This is a genomic window from Desulfosporosinus hippei DSM 8344 (genome assembly GCF_900100785.1).
In the GTDB taxonomy this organism is placed as follows: Bacteria; Bacillota; Desulfitobacteriia; order Desulfitobacteriales; family Desulfitobacteriaceae; genus Desulfosporosinus; species Desulfosporosinus hippei.
The window spans coordinates 1-23337 of sequence record NZ_FNCP01000003.1 but is presented as its reverse complement, the minus strand read 5'-3'; the positions used below and the strand labels follow the sequence as shown (position 1 = coordinate 23337).

Annotated in this window: 15 protein-coding genes; 13 read left to right on the top strand and 2 right to left on the bottom strand. The window is 40.1% G+C overall.

What is annotated here, in order from left to right; genetic code table 11:
* Positions 1–142 precede the first annotated feature (142 nt).
* On the bottom strand, positions 143–2182 hold the full coding sequence (locus BLS16_RS03445) for a cell wall-binding repeat-containing protein (protein WP_092329987.1): 2040 nt from the start codon (positions 2180–2182) through the stop codon (positions 143–145).
* 282 nt (positions 2183–2464) lie between these two features.
* Between BLS16_RS03445 and BLS16_RS03440 the strand changes: the two genes are divergently transcribed.
* From BLS16_RS03440 to BLS16_RS03380, 13 genes are all read left to right on the top strand, one after another.
* Positions 2465–5014: a S8 family serine peptidase gene (locus tag BLS16_RS03440; protein ID WP_176786056.1), complete on the top strand. Its 2550-nt coding sequence runs from the start codon at positions 2465–2467 to the stop codon at positions 5012–5014.
* A gap of 28 nt (positions 5015–5042) precedes the next feature.
* Complete coding sequence (locus tag BLS16_RS03435) at positions 5043–6647, top strand: N-acetylmuramoyl-L-alanine amidase (RefSeq protein WP_242876173.1); 1605 nt, start codon at positions 5043–5045, stop codon at positions 6645–6647.
* Positions 6648–7227: 580 nt separating this feature from the next.
* Positions 7228–10581 carry a cell wall-binding repeat-containing protein gene (locus BLS16_RS03430; RefSeq protein ID WP_092329977.1) on the top strand — a complete coding sequence of 1118 codons (3354 nt, stop codon included), beginning with the start codon at positions 7228–7230 and terminating at the stop codon, positions 10579–10581.
* A 265-nt stretch (positions 10582–10846) separates the two neighbouring features.
* Positions 10847–11263 carry an SLAP domain-containing protein gene (locus tag BLS16_RS03425; protein ID WP_092329975.1) on the top strand — a complete coding sequence of 139 codons (417 nt, stop codon included), beginning with the start codon at positions 10847–10849 and terminating at the stop codon, positions 11261–11263.
* A 593-nt stretch (positions 11264–11856) separates the two neighbouring features.
* A complete protein-coding gene (locus tag BLS16_RS03420) occupies positions 11857–13182 on the top strand; it encodes a sugar transferase (protein ID WP_176786055.1) in 1326 nt (441 codons plus the stop codon).
* A gap of 44 nt (positions 13183–13226) precedes the next feature.
* Positions 13227–14162 (top strand): glycosyltransferase family 2 protein, encoded by a 936-nt coding sequence (locus tag BLS16_RS03415; protein ID WP_092329971.1) that lies wholly within the window; start codon positions 13227–13229, stop codon positions 14160–14162.
* A 32-nt stretch (positions 14163–14194) separates the two neighbouring features.
* Entirely contained in the window at positions 14195–14947 is a 753-nt protein-coding gene (locus BLS16_RS03410) for a sugar phosphate nucleotidyltransferase (RefSeq protein ID WP_092329969.1), read from the top strand.
* A gap of 63 nt (positions 14948–15010) precedes the next feature.
* Positions 15011–15466 (top strand): dTDP-4-dehydrorhamnose 3,5-epimerase family protein, encoded by a 456-nt coding sequence (locus tag BLS16_RS03405; protein WP_092329967.1) that lies wholly within the window; start codon positions 15011–15013, stop codon positions 15464–15466.
* Positions 15467–15480: 14 nt separating this feature from the next.
* Complete coding sequence (gene rfbB, locus BLS16_RS03400) at positions 15481–16491, top strand: dTDP-glucose 4,6-dehydratase (RefSeq protein WP_092329965.1); 1011 nt, start codon at positions 15481–15483, stop codon at positions 16489–16491.
* 38 nt (positions 16492–16529) lie between these two features.
* Positions 16530–17339 (top strand): ABC transporter permease, encoded by an 810-nt coding sequence (locus tag BLS16_RS03395; RefSeq protein WP_092329963.1) that lies wholly within the window; start codon positions 16530–16532, stop codon positions 17337–17339.
* A gap of 32 nt (positions 17340–17371) precedes the next feature.
* Positions 17372–18640 (top strand): ABC transporter ATP-binding protein, encoded by a 1269-nt coding sequence (locus BLS16_RS03390; RefSeq protein WP_092329960.1) that lies wholly within the window; start codon positions 17372–17374, stop codon positions 18638–18640.
* Between the two features lie 15 nt (positions 18641–18655).
* Entirely contained in the window at positions 18656–21958 is a 3303-nt protein-coding gene (locus tag BLS16_RS03385; protein ID WP_092329957.1) for a glycosyltransferase, read from the top strand.
* Positions 21955–22680 (top strand): sugar nucleotide-binding protein, encoded by a 726-nt coding sequence (locus BLS16_RS03380; RefSeq protein WP_092329944.1) that lies wholly within the window; start codon positions 21955–21957, stop codon positions 22678–22680. The genes BLS16_RS03385 and BLS16_RS03380 overlap by 4 nt, the downstream gene beginning before the upstream one ends.
* On the opposite strand, the gene BLS16_RS03375 is transcribed toward BLS16_RS03380, so the two are convergent.
* Positions 22651–23337: IS4 family transposase (locus BLS16_RS03375; protein WP_143015493.1), on the bottom strand; the 687-nt coding region annotated here is incomplete at its 5' end. The two genes, BLS16_RS03380 and BLS16_RS03375, sit on opposite strands and share 30 nt — an antisense overlap.

Below are 23337 nucleotides of genomic sequence, written 5' to 3'. Positions count from 1 at the left end.
ATCTTAAAGATTTATTAACAAAAGCATGGGGAGAAAACCAATAAATGAATACTAAAAAGCCGTTCACTTTGTAAATTTAGTGAACGGCATAATTATTATTATCACATTTAAGAGGTAGTTAAACTGGATTGATCTTCTTAAATTATCTCAGATGTTGTTTTAAGACCGAAAAGATCACACTTGAGCTTTGAGAATTAACTGTCCAATATAAGGACCATGCACCGATTCCTCCCAGACCATATTGACTAAGCAACTCCATTTTAGCGTTCCAGCTTTGAGCATCGTCATAGTAGACAGTATGGATACCGTCAGCATCTGTATAAGTGAAATAGGGTACCTGGGAAGCATCTCGCTGGACAGAGCTATTATACTTTGCTATCAGTTCCAACATGCCGCTCAAGTCTTTATCCGTAGTTGGCCCATAGAGTGTGTTCAGTCCACGAGGGCGACGGGCATAAGATGTGCCCGTAGCTGTCCAATCTACCCCATAGTAAGGAATCCCGAGCAGAACCTTGCGCATATCAACCCCTTGATCCCGGGTGTATTTCATAACCTTGCCGGTCCAGTCCAAGGGAGCAATGGGACCGGGAGTTCCGTGGCTATAGTCATAAGTCATAACATGCAGGTAATCCACATATTGAGCGAGAGCAGGGTAGTCGAATTCCGCCAACCATGCTTCTGATCCTGTACGGGGCATCACCGCTTGAATAACTAATTTATTCAAAGGATGAAGCTGGGCGTAAAGCTCTTTCATGAACTGGGTAAGATAGGGGCCGGTCTCATTGCTCATAAATTCAAAATCGATGACAACCCCGTCAGCATTCACACTGCTGACCAAATTCATAATTTGATCAATCAGCTTTCCTCGGGCTGTCTCAGAAGCCATGACGGTGTCCACTGTCTTTGGTGTGCTCCAAGAGGATTGAAAAACCGGGAGGACCTTCAAATTACGGGATTGAACATAGGAAGTGAATTCCTGGTAGTCTTTAGGCGTGGCATCCCACCCGCCCACCACATTTCCATCAGCTGTATCATCCAGATAATACCAACTGGGTGCTATGATATCTGCATAATCCGTAGCCGGAGAAGGAATTGACTTGACCTGATTGAGCATACCATTAATGCCGCCTAAGCCGCCTTGGGTATACTGCAGGGAAACTTGCGCTTGAACATTGCCGGTACGAATGATACTCTCCATGGCGTAACTGATAACACCCCACCCCCCAAAAATAGTAAAGGCTGAGCCGGAGGCTCGCTTCTGAGTGAGATAACCGGTTGTCGTGCTGCCTAACTGAGTACTGGGAATCAGAAGAATTGGTGCCTTAGTTTTCCCAGCCAGGGCAGCTCCGGCTAAAGCATCGGGAAAATTCTGTCCTGTTGCTACATAGACCTTAGAAGTGTCAAAGGATAACTGAGTTAAAACTACGGTATTCGTTTCATACTGATCGTACCCGGCATAACGGGCGGTGACTTTTACCGGCTGAGGGAGTTTGCTCAATTGTTCCTCGACACTAGCTTTTATGACAGCGGTACCGCCGATTATTGTGACCTCGGAAATCCCCAGGTCATTAATTACCTTAGCTGTTTCCGGAGGCAGTGAATCCGCGCGGGTAAGTAGAATCGGAATTCCCTGAGCAGCTGCATAAGAAGAAATACTTAAGGCATCCGGAAAAAGTTCGCCGTTGACCAGAAAGGCTTGACTGGAACTTGAGGTGGCTGCCCGGGCAATCTCTGCAGCAGTGCCGTACTGATCCCAGCCGGCCAGACGTCTGGGCAAAATCCCTTGGCTTTTGAGAGCTTCTTCGATCCCGGTACTTAAGGCGACGGTTCCCCCGAGGAGATAAACCTCTCTTGTATTGAGGCGTTTGAGTTCCTCGGCAACGGCAGGAGTTAAACGATCTGACTCAGTCAAGAGCAAGGGACCATTGACTTTATTAGCCAAGACGGTTCCCGTCAGCGCATCGGAAAAATTCTTCCCCGTTGCCAGCACAACGATAGGAGCATAATCCCAGCCATGCTTAGAAATCTCCACTGCCGTATCATACAATGTATTCCCATAAATTCGGTCTGTGATGGATTCACTAGAGGCGGCTTGGGCCTTAAAAGGGAGTAGAGGTGTGAGGCTTAATAGAATAAGCAGACTGGATAAAAGGCATAAAGTTTTCTTTGTGATAAATTTCATTAATAGGCAAACCTCTTTCTCTTAAACATTTAAAACTTGGTTAATCTGTCGCTTCTTTACACGGGGAATTACAAATAAGGATGGATTCAATTCACATAGTTAAATATTCTTTAAAACAGGCTAAAATCCTTCCTTCAGGAAGCTCCAAATTATAACAGCAAGGGAAAACAAGGGAAGGCAAAGGAAAGTTAGATAATTTGTCGAATTAATGTATTACAACCTAATTAAAGGTCTACCTTCAAATAACTGATCCACTAACATGCATAGAAAGGCGTGGAAGAGATGTTCAAGATCAGGTTTTATCGAACCAAATCTACGCTCCTATCTCTGGGGATTGTAGGGATGATGCTCCTAAATTTAGGAATAGCTCCGATTCCTGCAATAGCAGAGGTTCGCGGTGTCACTCAGGAGGAATTAAGCAACTCAAATCTAGATCAAATTGTCCTATCCTTTACGCCGGGGACAAACATTGATCAGATTGCTGAAGATTTTGGTGCCAAAGTTGTGAGACAGGGACCTCTAAACTTTGTCACCTTAGAATTATCGGAGAGAGATATTCAAGAAGCCATTGGAAAGTTGAAAAGTACACCTGGGATTATTAGCGTGGAAGAAAATCATGCGCGGATCGTCCAAAGCCTTTCCGAATCGTCCCCTCCCGAGGATCCTCTTTATATGAAGCAATGGTCACTTATCAGTAGAAATGTACCCGGAGCATGGGAAATGGGGGCTACGGGAGAAGGTGTAACTATAGCTATAATTGATACGGGTATTGACTTGAATCACCCGGATTTATCGGCTAATATAGTTCCCGGCTACAACTCAATTACAGGTAGTGAAACAGCGGGAGGGAATCAGGATAATAATGGTCACGGTACGGAAGTTGCCGGAATTGCCGCTGCCGAACGCAACAGTACAGGGATTGTGGGAGTAGCTTATCAAGCAAAGATTATGCCCATCAAGGCCTTAGGTTCCACGGGAGTGGGGTATGATGATGCCATAGCGGACGGAATTATCTGGGCTGCGGATCACGGAGCAAAGATTATTAATTTAAGCTTAGGCTCAGAAAATGGGGCCACCTCCTCGGAAATTTTAAAGCAGGCTGTGACCTATGCCTATGATAAAGGCTGCTTATTAATTGCCGCCAGCGGAAATTATGACCCGGAGTCTCAAGCAAACCCGGGAGTGAGCTACCCTGCTGCGGATTCCCGGGTATTGGCCATCACGGCAACGGATAAAACCGGTAAAGTGACCAGTTACTCGGCCACAGGCTCGGAAGTGGACTTAGCGGCACCGGGAGACTATATCCCGACCGACGGCTGGAGTCGAAGGGGAGGATCCGGATACACTTACGCCAGCGGAACTTCACTGGCCGCTCCCTTTGTCTCCGGGGAAGCAGCACTAATCTGGAGCCAGCACCCTGAATGGTCAAGAGATCAAGTAATTCAGGCCCTTGAGCAAGGTACCGAAGATTTAGGCTCGGCGGGCCAAGACGATCAATACGGATACGGACTGGTGGATGTGCAGTTAGCCTTAACTCTCAGCAAGCAAATGCTGGAGACAAAAACCTCCCCGGCGGTCATTAATTCTCTTGGCGGAATAGTCGAAGGGACTGAAGGGACAAGCCAAGTTGCTTTAACCGTCCCCCCTCAGGCCTTTGACCAAGCAATGAATGTATCCTTAAAGGCCCTACCAGCTCCCAGGGAATTACCCAATGGGGCTGCCTTCTTAACCCCGGTCTTTCAAGTTAACTGGGGAGATATCACTCCCCAGAAAATGCTCTCGCTGAAATGGAAAGACCCTGTGTTTAACGAGGAGGTTGAGGGGGCTCTCTATCGCTGGAACGGCTCACGCTGGATTTCTTTAGGCGGGGAAATAAGCCCCGGAGAAGCCGGATTTGGCCTCTATATGCCAGGGGTTTACGCCTTTGGGACAGCCCAGAACAGTGCTCAGGACAGCCGGCGCTTTGCAGGAGTGACTGCCGAAGGGACAGCAGTCCAGATTTCTCAGGAAACATTTACAACCGGCGCAGATACAGTCATCATTGCCCAAGTCAATCAATTCCCGGATGCCTTGGCCGGAGCGCCCCTGGCCTATAAACTTCAGGCCCCAATTCTGCTTTCCTCCAGTTCAGAGCTTACGGAAGATGTTCGAGCTGAAATACAGCGCTTGGCTCCGAAAACTGTCTATCTCCTGGGGGGTACAGTAGCTCTTTCTGCCCAGATTGAAAGCGAACTCCGTCAAACTTACGAAGTAAAACGTCTCTACGGCTATACAGCTGAAGGAACTGCCCGAGCAATATCCTTAGAACTTGGAACTAAGGGTAAAGCGGTCATAGCAAATGTTAATTACTTTCAAGACGCTTTAGTCATCTCAGCCTGGGCAGCCAGGCAAGGGATTCCCATCTTGCTGACCCAGGCTCAAGCTTTATCCGTAGATACCCGGACTGCTTTACAGGAGCTTAAGGTTACTGAGTCTCTGGTGATTGGAGGGACGGCGGTAGTGAGTTCTAACGTTATAGAGCAACTGCCCATTCCTAAGAGAATCAGTGGGATGACAGCCTATGACACTGCAGCAGCAGTACTGCAAACCTATCCTCCGGCATCAGTGAAGCTGGAATTAGCTACCGGAGAAAACTTCCCGGATGCATTAACGGGGGCAGTAAGGGCAGCATTTTACGGATCAAGAGTTGTCTTAGTTCCAACTCAGTCTGAGATTCCTACCAGTTTGGCGTCCCTCCTGAAATCCTGGCAGGGCTATCAGATTGAATCCTTAGGGGGAATTTACGCTTTGCCGGAAAAAATAGTTCAAAGGGTGCAAGATTGGGTTCAGTAATTCCGTCTTTGTCTAGGGGAATCGATTAATGAGGAGTGATGAAGTGGCGAAGTTAAAATGGAGACTCTTAGGAACAATGGTTTTAAGCTTAGGATTTCTAATAGGGGTTGAGAATGTGGCAAGTGCCACTCCATTAAATTTAGAGACATCAAGAATTTTTGGCACCCGTCAGATTGACACAGCTATCAACGTCTCTATAGAAGGGTGGAATCATGCAGAGACGGTCTTACTCGCCAATTGCGATAATTTCCCCGATGCACTAGTTGCCGCACCCCTTTCCCATAAGTTGGACGCGCCTATTCTACTCACCCCAACCGGTGGGGTAGATGCCAAAGTTATGGAAGAAATTAAACGGTTAGGTGCCCGGAAAGTTATTCTGTTGGGGGGAGTCGCTGCTCTAAGCCAGAAGGTGGAGCAAGATATTCTGAAAGCAGGATTAGACCGGCCTGAACGAATCTATGGGTATGATCAATACGAAACAGCCCAAAAGGTCGCCGAGCGGGTAGGGGCTAAGGGAGAAGTCATCTTGGCAAGCGGAGAACAGTTTCCCGATGCACTCTCCATATCTGCCTACGCAGGTGTGACAGAGACCCCGATTCTTCTGACAAAATCCAAAGAGATGCCTGGATATACTCAGCGGGCACTTGAGGATCTGCAGGAGGAAGGGGATCTGCAGACAATTGTCGTCGGCGGAGAAGCCGTGGTGTCTTCTGCAACCTTAGGCAGCTTAAGAAGTGTCCAACGGATTTTTGGCAACGACCGCTATGAAACCTCTGCAGAAATCTACCAGTTTGCCAGGGATGCCTTATCTTCTCAAACAGCATATTTAGTAACCGGCGAGAACTTTCCTGACGCTTTGGCAGCGGGCAGCCTAGCGGCAAAACGCCGCGCAGGTATTGTCATGACCCAAAGGGCAAATCTCCCGGGGCCCACCTATTCTGTCTTGTCCAGACCGTCAGAAAGCCCTCTTCAAGTTGTAATCATCGGCGGAGTGGCAGTCATCACAGACAAAGTGAAATTAATGCTGGAAGGTTCTGAGCAGCCACCTTATCTCTTGGCGGATCTAACCATCGTCATTGACCCCGGGCATGGCGGACCTGATCCGGGTGCTGCCGGTTCATCAGGAAGCTTTGAGAAAAATAACACTTTGCCTGTGGGGCTAAATCTGGCCGCTTTGCTGCGCTCAGCAGGGGCCCACGTCATCTTAACCCGCAGCACTGACATCACCCCGGCAGAGGGGGCGTATTCGGAAAAAGCTGATCTTCAGGCCAGAACTAAAATAGCCAACGACTCTAAGGCGGATTTGTTTATCAGCATCCATAACGATTCCTTTAGCAACCCTGCTGTTTCCGGAACAACAACCTATTATAGCTCGGTCAACCCTTTGTCTTCGCAATCTAAAGCCTTAGCAGAAAGCATTCAGGCAGATCTGGTCAAAACAATCGGCCTGCCCAGTCGAGGGGTTAAAGATGCAGCCTTCTATGTCATCAAGAATACAGAGATGCCGGCGGTTCTGGTTGAACTTGGCTTCCTATCTAACCCAAGCGAAGAAATACTTCTTGGTTCATCAGAGTTTCAAAGAACTGCCGCCCAAGGTATATATCAAGGAATTCTCAGCTTTAAAGGTTTCTAAAGCAACTAATTAGTATGCCTCAAAATTAAGCATTGATTCTTTAGAAAAAGCATGTTAAATTTGTAACGTACTGAGCAAGGTCAAATGAATTATTTGTAGAAACTCCACAAAATGCTCACAACTTGAGTCGAATTTTATGCTATACTCTTTTTATTCCATTAAAGTTATGTATATTTTTTGACTAAAGGTGGAAAACTATTGCGTTTTAGTGTAAACTAAGACAAGTAACATTGGAAACTTGTCCGAGGGGAAATGCCAGTGCAGGTTCCTATAAAAAAAATCGGACAGCAAGCAGGAATATTGGCTATAGTGAAGAATATATATAGCTAATATAGACCTTTTTGTGGTTTCTTCATTTCCTATGGGTTCTAAATGGTACGCCACAGGAGGGATGAACACCGTCATCCTTGGGGGGACGCTCCCGCTTATTCTGTGGATGCTTTTAGATATTGCGCAATGTCTAAAGATTGTGCTACACATTTTAAGGGGGTGAGGGGCGACCAAAAGACGTCCTAGTTACAGAGAGATGGTTCATTTTCCAAAAGAAAGAGATCCAATTACGAGAGGAGAAATTCACTACATGAAGAAAACTAAAAAAGCCTTAGCTTCCTTAGCTATCGCAGGTATGTCATTAAGTTTAATTCCTTTTAATGTTTTCGCAGCAACAACTACAACTCGTATTGCGGGTGTTACTGCTGAACAAACTGCAGCCCAAATTGCTGATCAAACTGGCTTCACAGGTGCAGCAATCCTCGCATCCTCAACATCCTATGGTATGGTTGATGCATTGACTGCTGGCCCACTCGCAGCTTCCTTAAAAGCTCCTATCTTATTAACCGGTGCTGGAAGCAGCCTTGATGCAGCTACTAAAGCTGAACTTACAAAACTCGCTGTTAAAAAAGTTTATGTAACAAGCGGAACCGCTGTTATTAAACAAGGTGTTATCGATGAGTTAAAAGGTATGGGCATTGAAGTTGAAGCTCTCGGTGGATATGACCGCGCTGAAACATCCGTCAATATCGCTAAGAAAATGACCGGTGTTACTAAAGTTGCAGTTGCTAACACTGTTGTAGATGCACTTTCCATTGCTGCAGTAGCTTCTGCTGCTAATGAGCCAATCCTCTTAACTGACAGAGATGCTCTTCCTGCAAGCGTAGCTGCTTACTTAGCAAGTGCTGGCGTTACAGCTAGTGATGTTATCGGTGGAACTGGCGTTATCAGTGATTCAGTAGCAGCTAAACTTCCAAGTGCTACTCGTCATGCTGGTATGAGTGCCTATGATACCAATAACCAAGTTATTCAAGACTTTGCTGCTGCATTAGCATTTGACAATGTCTATGTTGCTAACGGCGTAACTGGTATTGACGCTCTTGCAGGTGCTCCTCTTGCAGCTCAAACCAAATCTCCTATCGTCCTCACAGACGGCAAAACTGTTCCTGCAGCCGCCGCTTTCACATACAGCAAGTCTTCTGCTAGCACTGTTGTCACTGCTCTCGGTGGTGAGTTTGTTGTTCCTGAAGCTGTACGTGCTGGAGTTGCTACCGGTCAAGTTACACAGGTACCTGGTGATGCACAGATGGCAATTGTATCGGTAACTGCACTTGACGATACCAACAAGTATCTGGAAATTGTTTTCAACAAACCTGTAACTGGACTTCAAACTTCAGATATTACAGTTAAAAACGCTGATACAATGGCTCGTTATGGAATTAAAGCAGTAGTAATGTCTGCTAACAACATGACTGCAACTATAGAATTGTACTCGCAAGATGATGATGATTTAGTGCTTGAATTCCTTCAAGATTATATTGTCACTATAAATGCTAATGGTACACTTTTAACAACTACTTTCAACCGTCCGTATTCCATTAAAGCCCGTGTACAGGATATCAATGCAGGCGATAAAGAAATAGAAGTAGTTATCGATAAAGGTACTAAAGCTGGCGCGTCAGTAACTCTTGATGTGCCTGATAGCCTTAAGTTCGATTATCAGGCTGCACTAGGTGAGCTCGTACAACTTTGGTACAACGGAGATAATGAATTAGTTAATTACAAAGTCTTAACTACAACTGCTAAAGTTGACTCTATTGAAATCTCCGATACTGACGAAATCACACTTCTCGGTGAAGATGAAGCATATGATATCTCCGATGAAAAATATGCAACTGATTACAGCACATCAAAGAAATTTACTTTCTACCTAGATGGTGAAAAAGTAGACATTGGTGACGAGGTCGATGTTGATGATAAGATTAACTTTGCAAAAGTCGGCTTTAACACTTCTGGAGACGTCGAATTCATTAGCGCTTATAGCTTAAAAGACGTTTTGGTGGTTGAGTCTGTTGACGAAGACGACATAGTCATCGGAGTTGATGGAGATTCAAGTGGTGAGTTTGATGCTTCAGACGCTACTATCGTAAAAGATGGAAAAGTCATTGCTACTTCCGACTTAAAAGAAGGTGACTTATTATTCTTTAGCGCAGATGCTGACGATGAAGACGGTTATGCTGAAGTCTTAAATAAGACTGCAGCAACCGGCGAAATTGAAGACGTATATTCTGACTCAATCGAAGTTGATGGAGAAAATTACAACTTTATTTTTGAGGATGATGTAGTAACTGACTTCGATTATGAGCAAGGCTCATCACTTTACATCAATGATGACGGTGAGATTGACTCAGTAGACTCGGATGCGGCAGAATCACTTCAAGCTGCTGGTGACGTAGCACTTTACACCGACTATGCTGGAAACCTAATCTATATCAGCGGAGATCTCGGCGAAGTTACCAGTAATGCAAAATTTGCAGCTTTGACTGAAGATATGTTAGGTTATTCATCAGCTCGAGATAAAGTAGAGATTGAAGCAGTAACTGAAGAAGAGGAAGAACTTTCCTTTGATATTAGTTTAGAAAGTCTTGATACAATTACCGTAGATGGTGAAGAGTACGACATTGATAACGACTCCGATGCAGATTCGGATTTCGAGGCGAAATTAGTCGGAACTTCTGGTAACTATACTGGTATCGAAATATTAGTCAATAGTGACGGCGCCGACAACGACGATCAAAAAGAGTTGATCTCTTTCGCTACCGATGCTGATCAAGGAAGCCTAGTCAAGTTACACCTGACTGATGATGGCGATCTTGAAGAACTAGAATTCTTTACTGGCACTACACACACAGTGGGTCTAGAAACCACTGGTAGCGACATTGAAGCTGGTGATACGTATACTAAGGGTTATCAGTTAACCGATAATACACTTCTGTTTGATGCAACTGATGGTACCGATGCATCTGATTATGTAGTAACGAAGTTTGGCGACTACACTGGTGCAGATATTAAAGCTGGTGCACAGTTTGTCTACAATGAAGATCAAGAAGTAGAAGCTATTTGGTTCGAGGATACTTCAGGTTCCGACCCTGTTTATCAAGAGGCTGTTGTTACTAAAGTTCTTCGAAATACAGATGACGAAGTAAATAGTATCACTGCATACGTAGGTGGCGAGCTTAAGACTTTTGAAGTAGATGATGTTGCAGGATTAGAAAATACTGATTCTAGTGACGACAGCGACGATCTTGTCAAAGGTGATGTAGTAATACTCGTATTTGACGAAGATGATGATGCCTTGGTAATAGACATTCTGACTGAAAACAACGATGGCAGTGAAGCTGAATACGCTGATCAATGGTCTGATCGTGTAACGGCTGGATTGACTGTGACTGGTGTTGATGTTGGTAACAAAACAGTCGAATTATCAAATGGTAGAACCTATACACTTGCTGGTAAAGGTTTAGTACTTGATGCTACAGATACCAGTGACATCTCTAAGGAATCAGTATCTGACCTTGATGATCTTGAAGCTGGCGAAAGAGTTACTGTAGTTCTAGATGCTACAACTGGATCCTTTGCTAAGTTCTTCGTTATTACTGACTAAGAACTAGTTATCAGATCAGATGATCTATAGTTGAACCTCACTTCGGCTTAATCTGTTCTAGCACTTAAGAAAAGAGTCTTTCGTCTTTAATCAGGCGAAAGACTCTTTTGAAATTCTATAAGGTGGAGAAATAAAGCACGCAAACTCCAAGTATATGAGTGCTATAATTAGTTCTAGAGTGATGTTAGTTGAAGTTTATTTCCAGTAGCAAAACTACCAAAGGTATGAGACAATAGAACGTAGTTAGCATACAGGAGGATTAATTATGTTTAATTTCCCCAAAATTTTAAAGAATAGAAAACAAGAATCTGAGAACTGGGAGCAGGATATCGTTGCGGAAAATCTATTGGAGCAGAATGATACAGAAGAACATTTGGATGAACTGCGCGTAGACGAAGGAAAAGTAACAATTCAGTTTACCGGCGCATCACCTGCAAATGGAGACTTGTTAGTTGGATTTTTTATAAGCAACGGGCTTAAAAAGAATATTAAGTGTATTAATGCGTCTTTAGTATTAATAGATTCAGACCGTCGGGTTTTGGCCAGACAAACGTTTGACGGGGCAACTATTGGCGAAATAGTTGGTGGGTCGGCAAAAGCCTGTGTTGCCCGCTTTCTTTCAAATAATATTTACGTTAAAGATATTCCTGCAGATTGTCAAGTGTGTTTTGATGCATCCTGAAAATATCAACGTATATATTAATTAATTAATTAAAGAACTGCTAAAATTGGAAAATGTTCTTAGGTCGAATCCCAAGGTGGATGTCAAGATATACCTAAGCACTAGGCCCAAAGCCTCAAATCGGTAAAAGGTTTGGGGCTATTCTATGTAAGGTATACTAGATGATTATGCGATAGAAATAAAATTCTGTGCGTAAGTTTGAATTCATTTTGTAATTTCCGAGAGATTATACGATACTTAGTATAATAATGTATAAACTTACGGCATAATTCGGTGAATATTATTGAAATTACATATTTAAAATCTATTAACTTATAGTAGAATATATCTTCATTGAGAGTAAGTTAAATAATATTGATGATAAATAAATGAATTGAGAATAATTGCGGCCTATAAAATCAATGGATACATTGATTGAAGTCGCAATTATGCTGCGCTGAACAAAAATAATACCAAAGGAGGAGATGGGAGAAGTTTGTCGAATGGTATTATTATTGGTGTAAATTTATGGACATTAACATTGGGGGTAAATAAGTTTGCTATACTCAGGAAGAGTATCCCAGCTAGGAGTAAAGTTTTTTTTATTTGATTTTATGGTTTATGTAATAAGTAGCTTTTCAGTAGGGTGTATAAAGTTCCTGAGCGATTTGTCAGTCATCAGTATAAGCGCTTATTTGATAATGTTATGTATGATTGGAATTGTTTTTTTGGGCTTGTTATATCTATCAGGGAATTATGAAACATCTGAGCTATTACAGGTTAGACCGCAAATTTATTTTCGATCTCTAATTTATAGTGCTGCCTTTTTTTACGTTCTATCCTTTTATTTGCGAAGTGTAAGTTATTCGCGTATTTATTTCACTGTATTCTTCAGTGTTAATTTTGTATTGGCTATTCTAGTAAGGTTTATAATAGTGAGGTCTTATGCATCAAAGCTCGGAGATGAGGCTAAACTCCCTCTAGTGGCTATTGGTTTTAAGACGGGAAACGATAGTCTCCATGATAAATTAGTACAGGAGATGAAACTTAGGATTGTCGCTTATACCCCGCTAACGACAGACGTAGAAGATATTGTTCATCGGCATCTCGAGCAAGCAAATATATTGGGTTTACAGGCGCAGAGAGATTTGGGAATGTTAGTTTATGAAGAGCAAGTAGGGACACTAGAACCACTTATTTCCTACTGTGAGCTAAATTATATTCCGCTATATATTATTCCGTCTGTAAGTAGGCTATTATCGATTCCCTTAAAGACAATTAATTATCAAGGAATCCTTATTTTTGGACCTCAAGACTTGATTGTAGATGGAGTCTCAAAACGCTTAAAAAGAGTTATGGATGTAATCTTGGCTATAATGGGTCTAATTCTTACCTCTTGGTTGTTGGGAATTATTTGGATGATAGTTAAACTTAATTCATCAGGCCCAGCTATTTTTGCCCAAGAACGATTAGGATTAGATGGCAAACGAGTGCGCATTTATAAGTTTAGGACAATGGTCGTAGACTCGGAGCGGCAACTTATGGCGCTACTAGAAAATGAAGAGATTAATAAAGATTATTATGATAACTATAAGATAGAAAATGATCCGCGAATCACTCCCTTAGGTAGGTACTTAAGAAAGTTGAGCTTAGATGAGTTGCCTCAATTGATAAATATTTTGAAAGGTGACCTAAGTTTTGTGGGGCCGCGCCCGATAGTTCCTGAAGAAATAAAACGGTATGGAGCCCATGGGAATATGATCCTCAGAGTGAAACCAGGTCTTACTGGACTATGGCAAGTTAATGGACGGAACGATGTGAGTTATGAGGAGCGGATCCAACTGGATCTTTATTACATTCATAATTGGTCGCTTACGAATGATTTCAAGATAATTCTGCAGACCATTCCAGCTGTTATTCAAGGAAGAGGGGCAATATAGGACATTTTAACAGATTGATGTAGAATTTGGAGGTATCATGTTAAATGGAAGGGCCTGTACAAAAGCTTGGAGCAGTGATTCCTATATATAACCCATCTAAAGAATTCGTTTCTGTATTAAAGGCGCTCGGAAGCCAAACATATCTAGTCTCGAAGGTCATCGTGATAGACTCTAGCCCAAACATAGATGATCGAAACTACCAGAAAATAGTCGAGGATAATTGTGGCTGTCTCAATAAGTTGTACATGCGTATATCCCCTGAAGAATTCGACCACGGGAAGACAAGGAACCTAGGAGTTTCTAAATTGACTGATGAAGATGCTGTTCTCTTCCTGACACAGGATGGGATAATGTCCAATGATTGTGTTGAAAAGTTGGTTTGCTTTTTAAATGCAAATAGTCTTTCTGGAGTCTCCGCAAGGCAGTTACCCAGGGAAGGAGCAACAGAGCTTGAAGTAATCGAGCGTAGCCTAACTTATCCGTCAGTTTCGAGAATCAATTCAGGTGTACCTCGTGTCATAGATGACGTTTTATTAAGTGATGTATGTTCGTTATTTCGGATAGATGCCCTTAATTGTGTTGGAGGGTTTCCGAAAAAGATTATCACAGCTGAGGATATTGTAATAGCAAATAAGTTGTTACTCGCTGGGTATAAGACTGGATATTGTGCGGAGGCGACTATTAGGCATTCACACAAGTTGTCATTTACGGATACTGTAAAACGTTATTTTGACACTGGAGTTATGCACACTGAATGGAACAGTGAAATTCCATTCAATAATGTTAGCGGCAAAGGTACGAAATTAGTGATAAATGAGGTTAGATATATTATAAGAAATAAACCTTCGGAATTTGTCAGTCTAGTATTGAGTGTGGTGGGCAAGGTTATTGGTTATTCGTTAGGAAGGAAAAATGCATTACTGAACAGTGCACTAAGGCGTAAATTAAGCCAAAACAAAGGTTTTTGGCGGTTAACGTAAGGTTTAAACAATTTTAAAGAATGAGGTTAAAAATGAAAGGTGTAATTTTAGCAGGTGGAACTGGATCGCGACTCTATCCTCTGACAAAGGTTACTAACAAACATCTCTTGCCAGTTGGTCAGAATCCTATGATTTTCCACTTGGTTGCCAAGCTGAAAGAAGCGAATATTAATGATATATTAGTAGTTACAGGGAAAGATCATATGGGAGCGGTCGTAAACTTACTAGGTAGTGGCAAGGATTACGGGGTGAAATTCACATTTAAGGTTCAAGATGAAGCTGGAGGGATTGCTCAAGCCTTGGGTTTAGCCGAACAGTTTATCGGTAGCGATTTGTGCGTAGTTTTACTCGGCGACAATATTTTTGAGGATTCAATTGTTCCTTTTGTTGAGGAATTTCGAGCTCAGGGAAAAGGGGCAAAGATCTTAATCCGTGAAGTTTCTGATCCACAGCGCTATGGAGTTGCTGAAATCGCTGATGGGAAAATAATCAGTGTTGAAGAGAAACCGAAAGCACCAAAAAGCAATTACTGCGTCACGGGGATTTATTTTTATGATGCAGATGTTTTTGATATGATCAAGATACTTAAGCCATCAGGCCGAGGCGAGTTGGAAATAACAGACGTGAATAATAACTATATTTCCCAAGGAAAAATGACTTATAATATCCTTTCGTCTTGGTGGACTGATGCAGGGACATTTGAGTCTTTAGCTTTGGCAAATCGACTTGCTATTGAAAGTGACTTAGACATGCGTGCTATAAAGGTTTTAGGAAATCATGATTAGAACGCACGTCTTTCGATTAAAACATTCTTAAATATCAAAGATAAAAAGGAGTGCTACTAACTTATGATTGAAGGTGTCTATCTTAAGAAACTTATTCGCCATAGCGATGATCGCGGATTTTTTATGGAAATTTTGCGAGATGACGATGGTTTACTCAGTCGATTTGGACAAGCTTCACTATCTAAGTCTTACCCGGGAGTAATCAAAGCTTTTCACTATCACGAAAGACAAGATGATCTGTGGTTTTTCCCAAATGGTAATGCCCAAGTCGTACTATACGATTTGAGAGTGGGGTCGAAGACTGTAGGACAAACAGATGTCTATTACCTAGGCGAGGATAACCCAGGACTTTTAATGATTCCCAAGGGAGTAGCTCATGGTTACCGGGTTTTAGGTAATACACCAGCAACCATCGTGTATTTTACGACAGAATCATATCAAAAAGAAAATCCCGATGAATTACGTATTGAGTGGAATGATCCGAAAATCGGATTTGATTGGACTACAGCAAATAAATAGTCGGGGGGTTTCTCTTGAGAATATTAGTTACAGGTGGCGCAGGATTTATCGGGTCAAATTACTTATTAATGATGGCGGATAAATATCCTGGGGATTGCTTTATTAATGTTGACTCGCTCACTTACGCTGGAAACCTTAAGAATCTAATATCATTGGAAGATCGATTAAACTATATTTTTTACAAGGTTGATATCTGTGACTCAGCGGCGTTAGAGGCAATTTTTCAAAAGGAAAAACCCGATGCAATAATTCATTTTGCTGCAGAATCACACGTTGATAGAAGTATAGAAAATCCACTGATATTTGCGGAAACGAATGTTCTTGGGACTATCAATTTGATTAATTATGCATGTAGGTATGGTGTTTCTCGCTATGTTCAAGTCTCAACTGATGAAGTTTATGGCTCACTAGGTCGAGAAGGACTTTTCACAGAGAACACGCCACTGATGCCAAATAGTCCGTATTCGGCAAGTAAAGCGTCTGCAGATTGTTTTGTACGGGCGGCAGTGGAAACGTATGGATTGAATGCTTCTATTACACGGTGTTCTAATAATTATGGCCCTTACCAGTTTCCTGAGAAGTTAATTCCTTTAATGATTTGGCGTGCAATAGAAAATATGCCCCTACCTTTGTACGGAGACGGTTTAAACATAAGAGATTGGCTCTATGTAGATGACCATTGCCGGGCAATAGACACTGTGCTTCGACAAGGTCAGGCTGGAGAGGTTTATAACGTAGGAGGAAATAACGAAAGGACTAATTTGGAGATAGTTAAGGAAGTCCTTAGGATATTAAACAAAAGTGATAGTTTAATCCAGTTCGTAACCGACCGCCCTGGACATGACCGTCGATATGCGATTGACTCGTCAAAAATCAAGCGGCATTTAAATTGGGTTCCAAATACTAACTTTTGGGATGGAATCGGAAAAACTGTTCAATGGTATCTGAATAATGAACGATGGTGGCGTGAGATTATATCAGGTGAATATCAATCATATTACTCTGATATGTATAACAATCGTTAGTCACATTGATTGTCTTTAACAAAGGAGACCGTAATTTCATGAACTTTTTCATTTCTACTATTAATTTATTAAAAGATATAATGCAAAGTAGAAAGTTAGTTGTTGAACTAGCTAAAAGTGATCTAAAGACAAGGTATCTGGGATCGTATTTAGGAATACTATGGGCATTTATTTTACCAACAATAAACATATTGATATTTTGGTTTGTATTTCAGGTAGGTTTTAAATCAAATCCAGTTGATAATTTCCCCTTTATTTTATGGTTAATGCCAGGCATTATTCCTTGGAATTTTTTCTCCGATAGTCTAATGGGAGCAACAAATTCCATTTTAGATAACAGTTATTTGGTCAAAAAAGTTGTTTTTAGGGTTAGTATTTTGCCAATAATAAGAATTCTATCTGCTTTATTCATTCATTTGTTCTTTATTGCTTTTCTATTCATTATGTTCTTTATTTATGGATACAAGCCTAGTATATATAATTTACAAGTATTCTACTATCTTTTTGCGATGTTCAGTTTAGTCCTGGGATTGTCATGGATCACTTCGTCTCTTGTTATTTTCTTTAAGGACTTGGGACAGTTGGTATCGATGATCTTACAAATTGGTTTCTGGTTAACCCCAATTTTTTGGACTACTAAGATATTGCCGATAAAGTACCACTTTTTAGTAAAATTAAATCCTTTTTACTATATCGTAGAAGGGTATAGAGACACGTTTATCTACCATGAATGGTTTTGGGAACATTATAATTTAACGCTCAACTTTTGGGGTATAACGGGGTCTTGTTTGCTGATGGGCGTATTTCTATTTAAGAAGTTAAGACCGCATTTTGCAGATGTGTTGTAATAGAAGATCAAGTGAGTTATGGAGGTCCTGATATGGACGAGATCGTAATCAATGCTGATAAACTTACTAAGGTTTATCGTTTGTATAATAAACCGATAGATAGGCTTAAGGAAGCTGTGTCTTTTGGCAGCAGAAAAAAACATCATAAGGACTTCTGTGCTCTTGAAGAGATTAGTTTTGAGATCAGGAGAGGAGAAACAGTTGGTATTATCGGTAAGAATGGTTCAGGTAAATCCACCCTCCTGAAAATTCTTACTGGTGTTCTGACGCCAACGGCGGGTAACTTGTCAGTTGTTGGTCGTGTATCTGCTCTACTTGAGTTGGGGACAGGGTTTAATCCAGAATATACAGGTATTGAGAATATTTATTTGAGCGGAACCATAATGGGTTACAGCAAAGAGGAAATGAATGCCAAGCTAGAAAATATTATTTCGTTTGCTGATATCGGGGATTTTATTTACCAACCCGTAAAAACATATTCGAGTGGAATGTTTGTGAGATTGGCTTTTGCCGTAGCTATAAATGTTGATCCAGAGGTGCTTATTATTGATGAAGCTTTAAGCGTAGGTGATATTAAATTTCAACAGAAATGTTACCGGAAAATTGAAGAATTTAAACGTGATAAGACAGTGCTTTTTGTATCCCATGATTTAATAGCGGTAAACAAATTTTGTGATCGCACGATATGGCTTAATGAAGGTGTGGTCGTTGAGGACGGAAAACCGTTTGAAGTATCAAAAAGATATCAAGCCTTCATGTTAGACTCTAAGCTAACAAAATATGACGAGTCAGATAAGGGAGAGGTCTTGGTATCTAATGATAACATTAATCTAAATGATATCAGTTTAGACGTTTTAGGGGATAATAAAGCTCAAATTATTGGGATAGGATTGTATGATGTATTAAATAATAAGAAAGTAGCTATTGTTACTATAGGTCAAGCTGTGAGACTCTATATTAGGGTGAAATTTAACTCAGCTATTGAAAATCCTATTTATGGTTTTTCTATTAAGGATCAGCTTAACAATATTGTAACTCAAACTAATAGTTATGTACTGAACAAGTCGGTAATATATGGGAATGTGGGGGAGATAGTTAATGTGGCTTTTGAATTTGCGGTACCGAACTTGAATATTGGTTCTTATACTATATCCCCTGCTTTGGCATCAGGTTCACAGGAGGATCACATTCAGCACTCATGGGTACATGATGCTTTAGTTTTTCAGGTTGTAAGTCAAAAGAAATATCACCTGCCAGGATTTATTGCTCTTGACGAGGTTGAATTCTCTATTCTTCAATAAAAGGGGTAGTGGGTTATGGAGTTTACTGGGGAACGATATATTCCGGATTCCGTACACGACTCGGAATTGGAACTTGAACATCTTCAAAGATACTATTCAATAACTAATCTTGTAAAAGATAAGATTGTTGTTGATGCTGCTTCTGGTGAAGGTTATGGATCAGACATTTTAGCACATTGGGCTACTACAGTCTACGGGATTGACATCAGTGATGAAGCAGTCATGCAGGCTAAACAAAAATACACGCAGGAAAATCTACACTTTATCAAAGCTTCTATAGAATCGATTCCTTTAGAAGACAACTCAGTTGATGTGGTTGTTTCATTTGAAACAATTGAACATATTGATGAAGCGACTCAGCGAGTGTTTCTTAAAGAATTAAAAAGAGTCCTTAAAAAGACGGGAGTATTGATAATCTCTACTCCTAATAAAGAAGTTTATTCGGACATGTCAAATCATACTAATAAGTTTCATATCAAAGAATTCTACAAACAGGAGTTTTTTGATTTTCTTTCTATGCACTTTAAGTATATCAAGTTCTATTACCAGCGATTTCAAACCGCATCGTTCATAGATAATGGTGCAGATAACGTTGAGGTTATTTCCTTCGACAAAGAAAATGAACCAAATTGTAAGTACATTGTAGCTGTCTGTAGTGATAATAAACAGTCTGCCGATTCTGAAATTTGTTCTGTCATTAAAGATGTTACAAACCAATACGAGAATCAAATTAAGCGTATTCTACAATTACAAGATGAAGTGGAAGAAAGAAATAAACATATAAAAAACTTGGACGAATTTATAGACAACAGAAATCAAATTATTAAAGAACAGAATAATCGGATTGAAGAGTTGTCTCTATGGGGTTTGTCTCAGGATGAAGAAATCAAACGCATGTATTGTACAATTAAAGAGCTTAATCAACAGGTCGTGGATCTTAGGGAGAAAGTGGAGGTACTCACAAATCAAATCTCAGCGTTGGAACAATTAGCAGTGAGTAAAGATGAAGAATTTACTGAAAAAGATATGCAAGTTGAAAGCTTAAACGTTCAAATTGAGAGTCTTCAAAAGCAGGAACGAATCTTAAATAACATCTACCAGTCGGATGGTTGGAAATGGTTAATCAGATATTATAAACTTAGAGACGGTTTGATTCCGAAAAATTCGAAAAGATTACTGCTAACTAAAATGATTTTTAAGTTTGCTAAGGATCCCAAATCATTTATAAGGCATTTGAGTCTTGAAAACATCACGAAGTTGATTAAGTACCTTAAGACTGATGATGCCACTTTATTAGGAGATCGAGTTGATCATTATATTGGAAGGTTTGAAAAGAATGCTAAAAGGGAATTGGAAATTTTTGAGTTAGAGACTTTTGAGACATTAGTATTTGAAGAGGTTACAGATCCTCTGGTCTCGATTATAATACCTGTGTTTAATCAATGGCAATATACATATTCTTGCCTCAAAGCAATCTTAGAAAATACAAGTCAAATTAAATATGAAATCATTATCGCAGATGATTTATCTAGCGATAATACGAAAGAAATATCCTCCTACGTTGAAAATTTTTTGCACATTAGGAATGAACAAAATTTAGGATTTCTATTGAACTGTAATCATGCTTCACAATATGCCAAAGGTCAATATATCCTATTTTTAAATAATGATACTAACGTACAAAATAATTGGTTAAAGCCATTAGTCGAGTTAATTCAAACTGACGATAAAATTGGTATGGTTGGTTCAAAGCTTGTCTATGCGGATGGTAAGCTACAAGAAGCCGGAGGAATAATTTGGAAGGATGCTAGCGGATGGAATTATGGTCACTTAGATGATCCGGAAAGGCCAGAATACAACTATGTTAAAGAAGTAGATTATATTTCTGGAGCAAGTATTATGATTCGGACACAACTATGGAAAGAAATCGGTGGCTTTGACGAAACTTTTGCACCCGCCTATTATGAGGATAGTGACCTTGCCTTTGAGGTAAGAAAACGTGGATATAAGGTACTATATCAGCCTAAATCTGTTGTGGTACATTTTGAGGGAATTTCTAATGGAACAGATACCTCTAACGGACAAAAGGCATATCAATTAATTAATCAAAAGAAATTCTACGAAAAGTGGAAAGATATACTAGAAAGAGAACACTTCTCAAATGGAAAAAATGTTTTTTTGGCTAGAGATAGAAATCGGGCAAAAAAAAGTTTATTATTCATCGACCATTACGTACCTACCTATGACAAGGATGCAGGAAGCAGAACAATTTTTCAATATTTAAAACTTGTTGTTGATATGGGATATAACGTAAAATTTATTGGAGATAATTTTTATAAGTCTGAGCCCTATGCAACTGAACTGGAGCAGATGGGTATAGAAGTTCTATATGGCCCTCACTATGCAAATCATTGGAAGGATTGGGTAAAAGAAAATGGGCCTTGGTTTGAAACTGTTTTTATGAATCGACCGCATATTTCTAAAAAATACATAGATTATATTAAAGAAAATACAAATTCAAAAGTTATTTACAATGTTTGTGATTTACACTTTTTAAGAGAAAGACGTCAGTATGAAATTACTAACGATATACGTTTTCTAGAATCCTCTAAAAAATGGCAAAAAGTAGAATACGAAATTATGAAAAAAGCAGATGTGGTTTTTACTTTAAGTAATCAAGAAAGAGATATTATTAACAAACATTTTAATCAAACTAAAGCAATAATTTGCCCTATTTTTATTTATGATTCTTTTGAAGAAGTTTTAATAAAACCGAAAGAAAAAAGAGATTTAATTTTTGTAGGTGGATTTCGACATGCACCAAATGTGGATGGTGTCAAGTGGTTTTTAAAAGATATTTTTCCAGTGATACAATTAAAGATTCCTGAAATAAAATTTCATATAGTTGGTTCTAACATCCCGAATGAAATTAAAAACATGGCTCATGATGGGATTGTATTACATGGTTTTGTCTCGGATAGAGAACTAGAGAGGTTATATAAAGAATCCAGAGTTTGTGTTATACCCCTAAGATTCGGTGCTGGCGTAAAGGGGAAGACAATAGAAGCTATGTATCACCAAGTTGCAATTGTCTCAACTTTGATAGGGTTAGAAGGGTTAGATGGAATAGAAAATTGTATTCGTTCTAAAGATTCTGCGGAAGAATTTGCTGAGGAAGTAATTAAATTATATCAGGACGAGGATCAGATCATTCAGCAAGCTAAAAGTAATATAAATTTTGTACATCAGCGTTTCTCTAAACAAAGTGCAATAGAATTATTTGAGATTATCTTCGAAAAGCAAGGGATTAACCAATGATGAACAAAGTCGCAATAGTAGGTTGTAATAGTTTTATAGGTATGCAGCTCACACCATTTTTAAAGTTCAATGGATATGAAGTAACTGGGCTTTCTAAAAGCAAAAGTGAGTATACAGATCAGTTTATTGATTTAGCCAAAAGTGAAAGTATAAATCTTGATTGTCTCAACGAAATGGATTACGTTATTGTTGCAGCAGCCATATCTTCACCTGATAAGTGTGAGAATCAGTTTGAACTCTGTTATAAAATCAATGTTCAGGGTACAAGCTTTTTGATTCATGAAGCATTAAAAAGAAAATGTAAGGTTATATTCTTTTCCAGCGATGCAGTATATGGTGATGATATTGGCATTCCATTTACCGAGAATACACCAACAAATCCTATCTCCAACTATGGGAAGATGAAAAACTTAGTAGAGATGTCTTTTGGTAATGAAAAAAATTTCAAAGCTCTTCGTTTATCTTATGTTTTCTCTTATTACGATAAATTTACCCAATATTATCTCTCCTGTTTAAAAAACAGGGAAAAGGCTCAAATTTTCCATCCACTCTACAGAAATGTGATCTGCTTAGCAGACTTGCTACAAACAGTAAAGGTTCTGATGGAAAGATGGGAGTCGATACAAAGTAATATTGTGAATGTATGCGGTGATGAATTAATATCTCGTGTGAACTTAGCAGATATAATTAACTCAACTTTCGCACCGCAGTTGTGCGAATAAAGCCTTGATATAACTGGGCAATGCACTGATCCAGTTATGTAGTTGACTAAGTGATTCGTAATTCTTCGGTTTGTTCGGTAGTAGATCGAGTACAAATGCCATCAATTGGCGCAAGGCTGTTTTCAAGTCTAAGTCCCTTACCTCATCTGCAAAAAGGTAAAACAATCCTCCCAGTGAGCGTTCATCGTTATTTTGTCTACGTTCCTGCTCAAGGATGAGATAACGAGTAAAGACTATCGTTGTGTGGCTGATCATCATATCGAATGACCGTCCTTGGAATTCGGTGCCCAGTTTTAAGTGTGATTTAGCCACTTTGAAAAAGGTCTCGATACCCCAACGCATCCCATAAATCCTTATGATTTCAGCATTATCTAATGAAAGATCTGTCGTTAGAATCGCCAACCAATCTCTACGGTTGTTCCGATTTTGGACGAAGACAATCTTAAGAGATAAACCTGCAAGAGTTTGAACTCGAATTGAGCCCAGAATTTCTGCTTTTGGATTTTTAGGGATTTTGGCATAGAGCTCACTTAGACTTAATGCGTTCCCTTCAAAACAATAGCGTTGTTTTAGCTCCTTTACCATCCCAATAATGTGAAGCTTCTTATCCATCAGTTTTTGTAGAAGCGGGGCATGAGTAAACCAACTATCCATCAA

Excerpts from the sequence above, each read along its gene's own strand:
- BLS16_RS03445 (WP_092329987.1), bottom strand. The coding sequence starts at position 2,182 with ATGAAATTTATCACAAAGAAAACTTTATGCCTTTTATCCAGTCTGCTT.
- BLS16_RS03440 (WP_176786056.1), top strand. The coding sequence starts at position 2,465 with ATGTTCAAGATCAGGTTTTATCGAACCAAATCTACGCTCCTATCTCTG.
- BLS16_RS03435 (WP_242876173.1), top strand. The coding sequence starts at position 5,043 with ATGAGGAGTGATGAAGTGGCGAAGTTAAAATGGAGACTCTTAGGAACA.
- BLS16_RS03430 (WP_092329977.1), top strand. The coding sequence starts at position 7,228 with ATGAAGAAAACTAAAAAAGCCTTAGCTTCCTTAGCTATCGCAGGTATG.
- BLS16_RS03425 (WP_092329975.1), top strand. The coding sequence starts at position 10,847 with ATGTTTAATTTCCCCAAAATTTTAAAGAATAGAAAACAAGAATCTGAG.
- BLS16_RS03420 (WP_176786055.1), top strand. The coding sequence starts at position 11,857 with ATGGTTTATGTAATAAGTAGCTTTTCAGTAGGGTGTATAAAGTTCCTG.
- BLS16_RS03415 (WP_092329971.1), top strand. The coding sequence starts at position 13,227 with ATGGAAGGGCCTGTACAAAAGCTTGGAGCAGTGATTCCTATATATAAC.
- BLS16_RS03410 (WP_092329969.1), top strand. The coding sequence starts at position 14,195 with ATGAAAGGTGTAATTTTAGCAGGTGGAACTGGATCGCGACTCTATCCT.
- BLS16_RS03405 (WP_092329967.1), top strand. The coding sequence starts at position 15,011 with ATGATTGAAGGTGTCTATCTTAAGAAACTTATTCGCCATAGCGATGAT.
- BLS16_RS03395 (WP_092329963.1), top strand. The coding sequence starts at position 16,530 with ATGAACTTTTTCATTTCTACTATTAATTTATTAAAAGATATAATGCAA.
- BLS16_RS03390 (WP_092329960.1), top strand. The coding sequence starts at position 17,372 with ATGGACGAGATCGTAATCAATGCTGATAAACTTACTAAGGTTTATCGT.
- BLS16_RS03385 (WP_092329957.1), top strand. The coding sequence starts at position 18,656 with ATGGAGTTTACTGGGGAACGATATATTCCGGATTCCGTACACGACTCG.
- BLS16_RS03380 (WP_092329944.1), top strand. The coding sequence starts at position 21,955 with ATGATGAACAAAGTCGCAATAGTAGGTTGTAATAGTTTTATAGGTATG.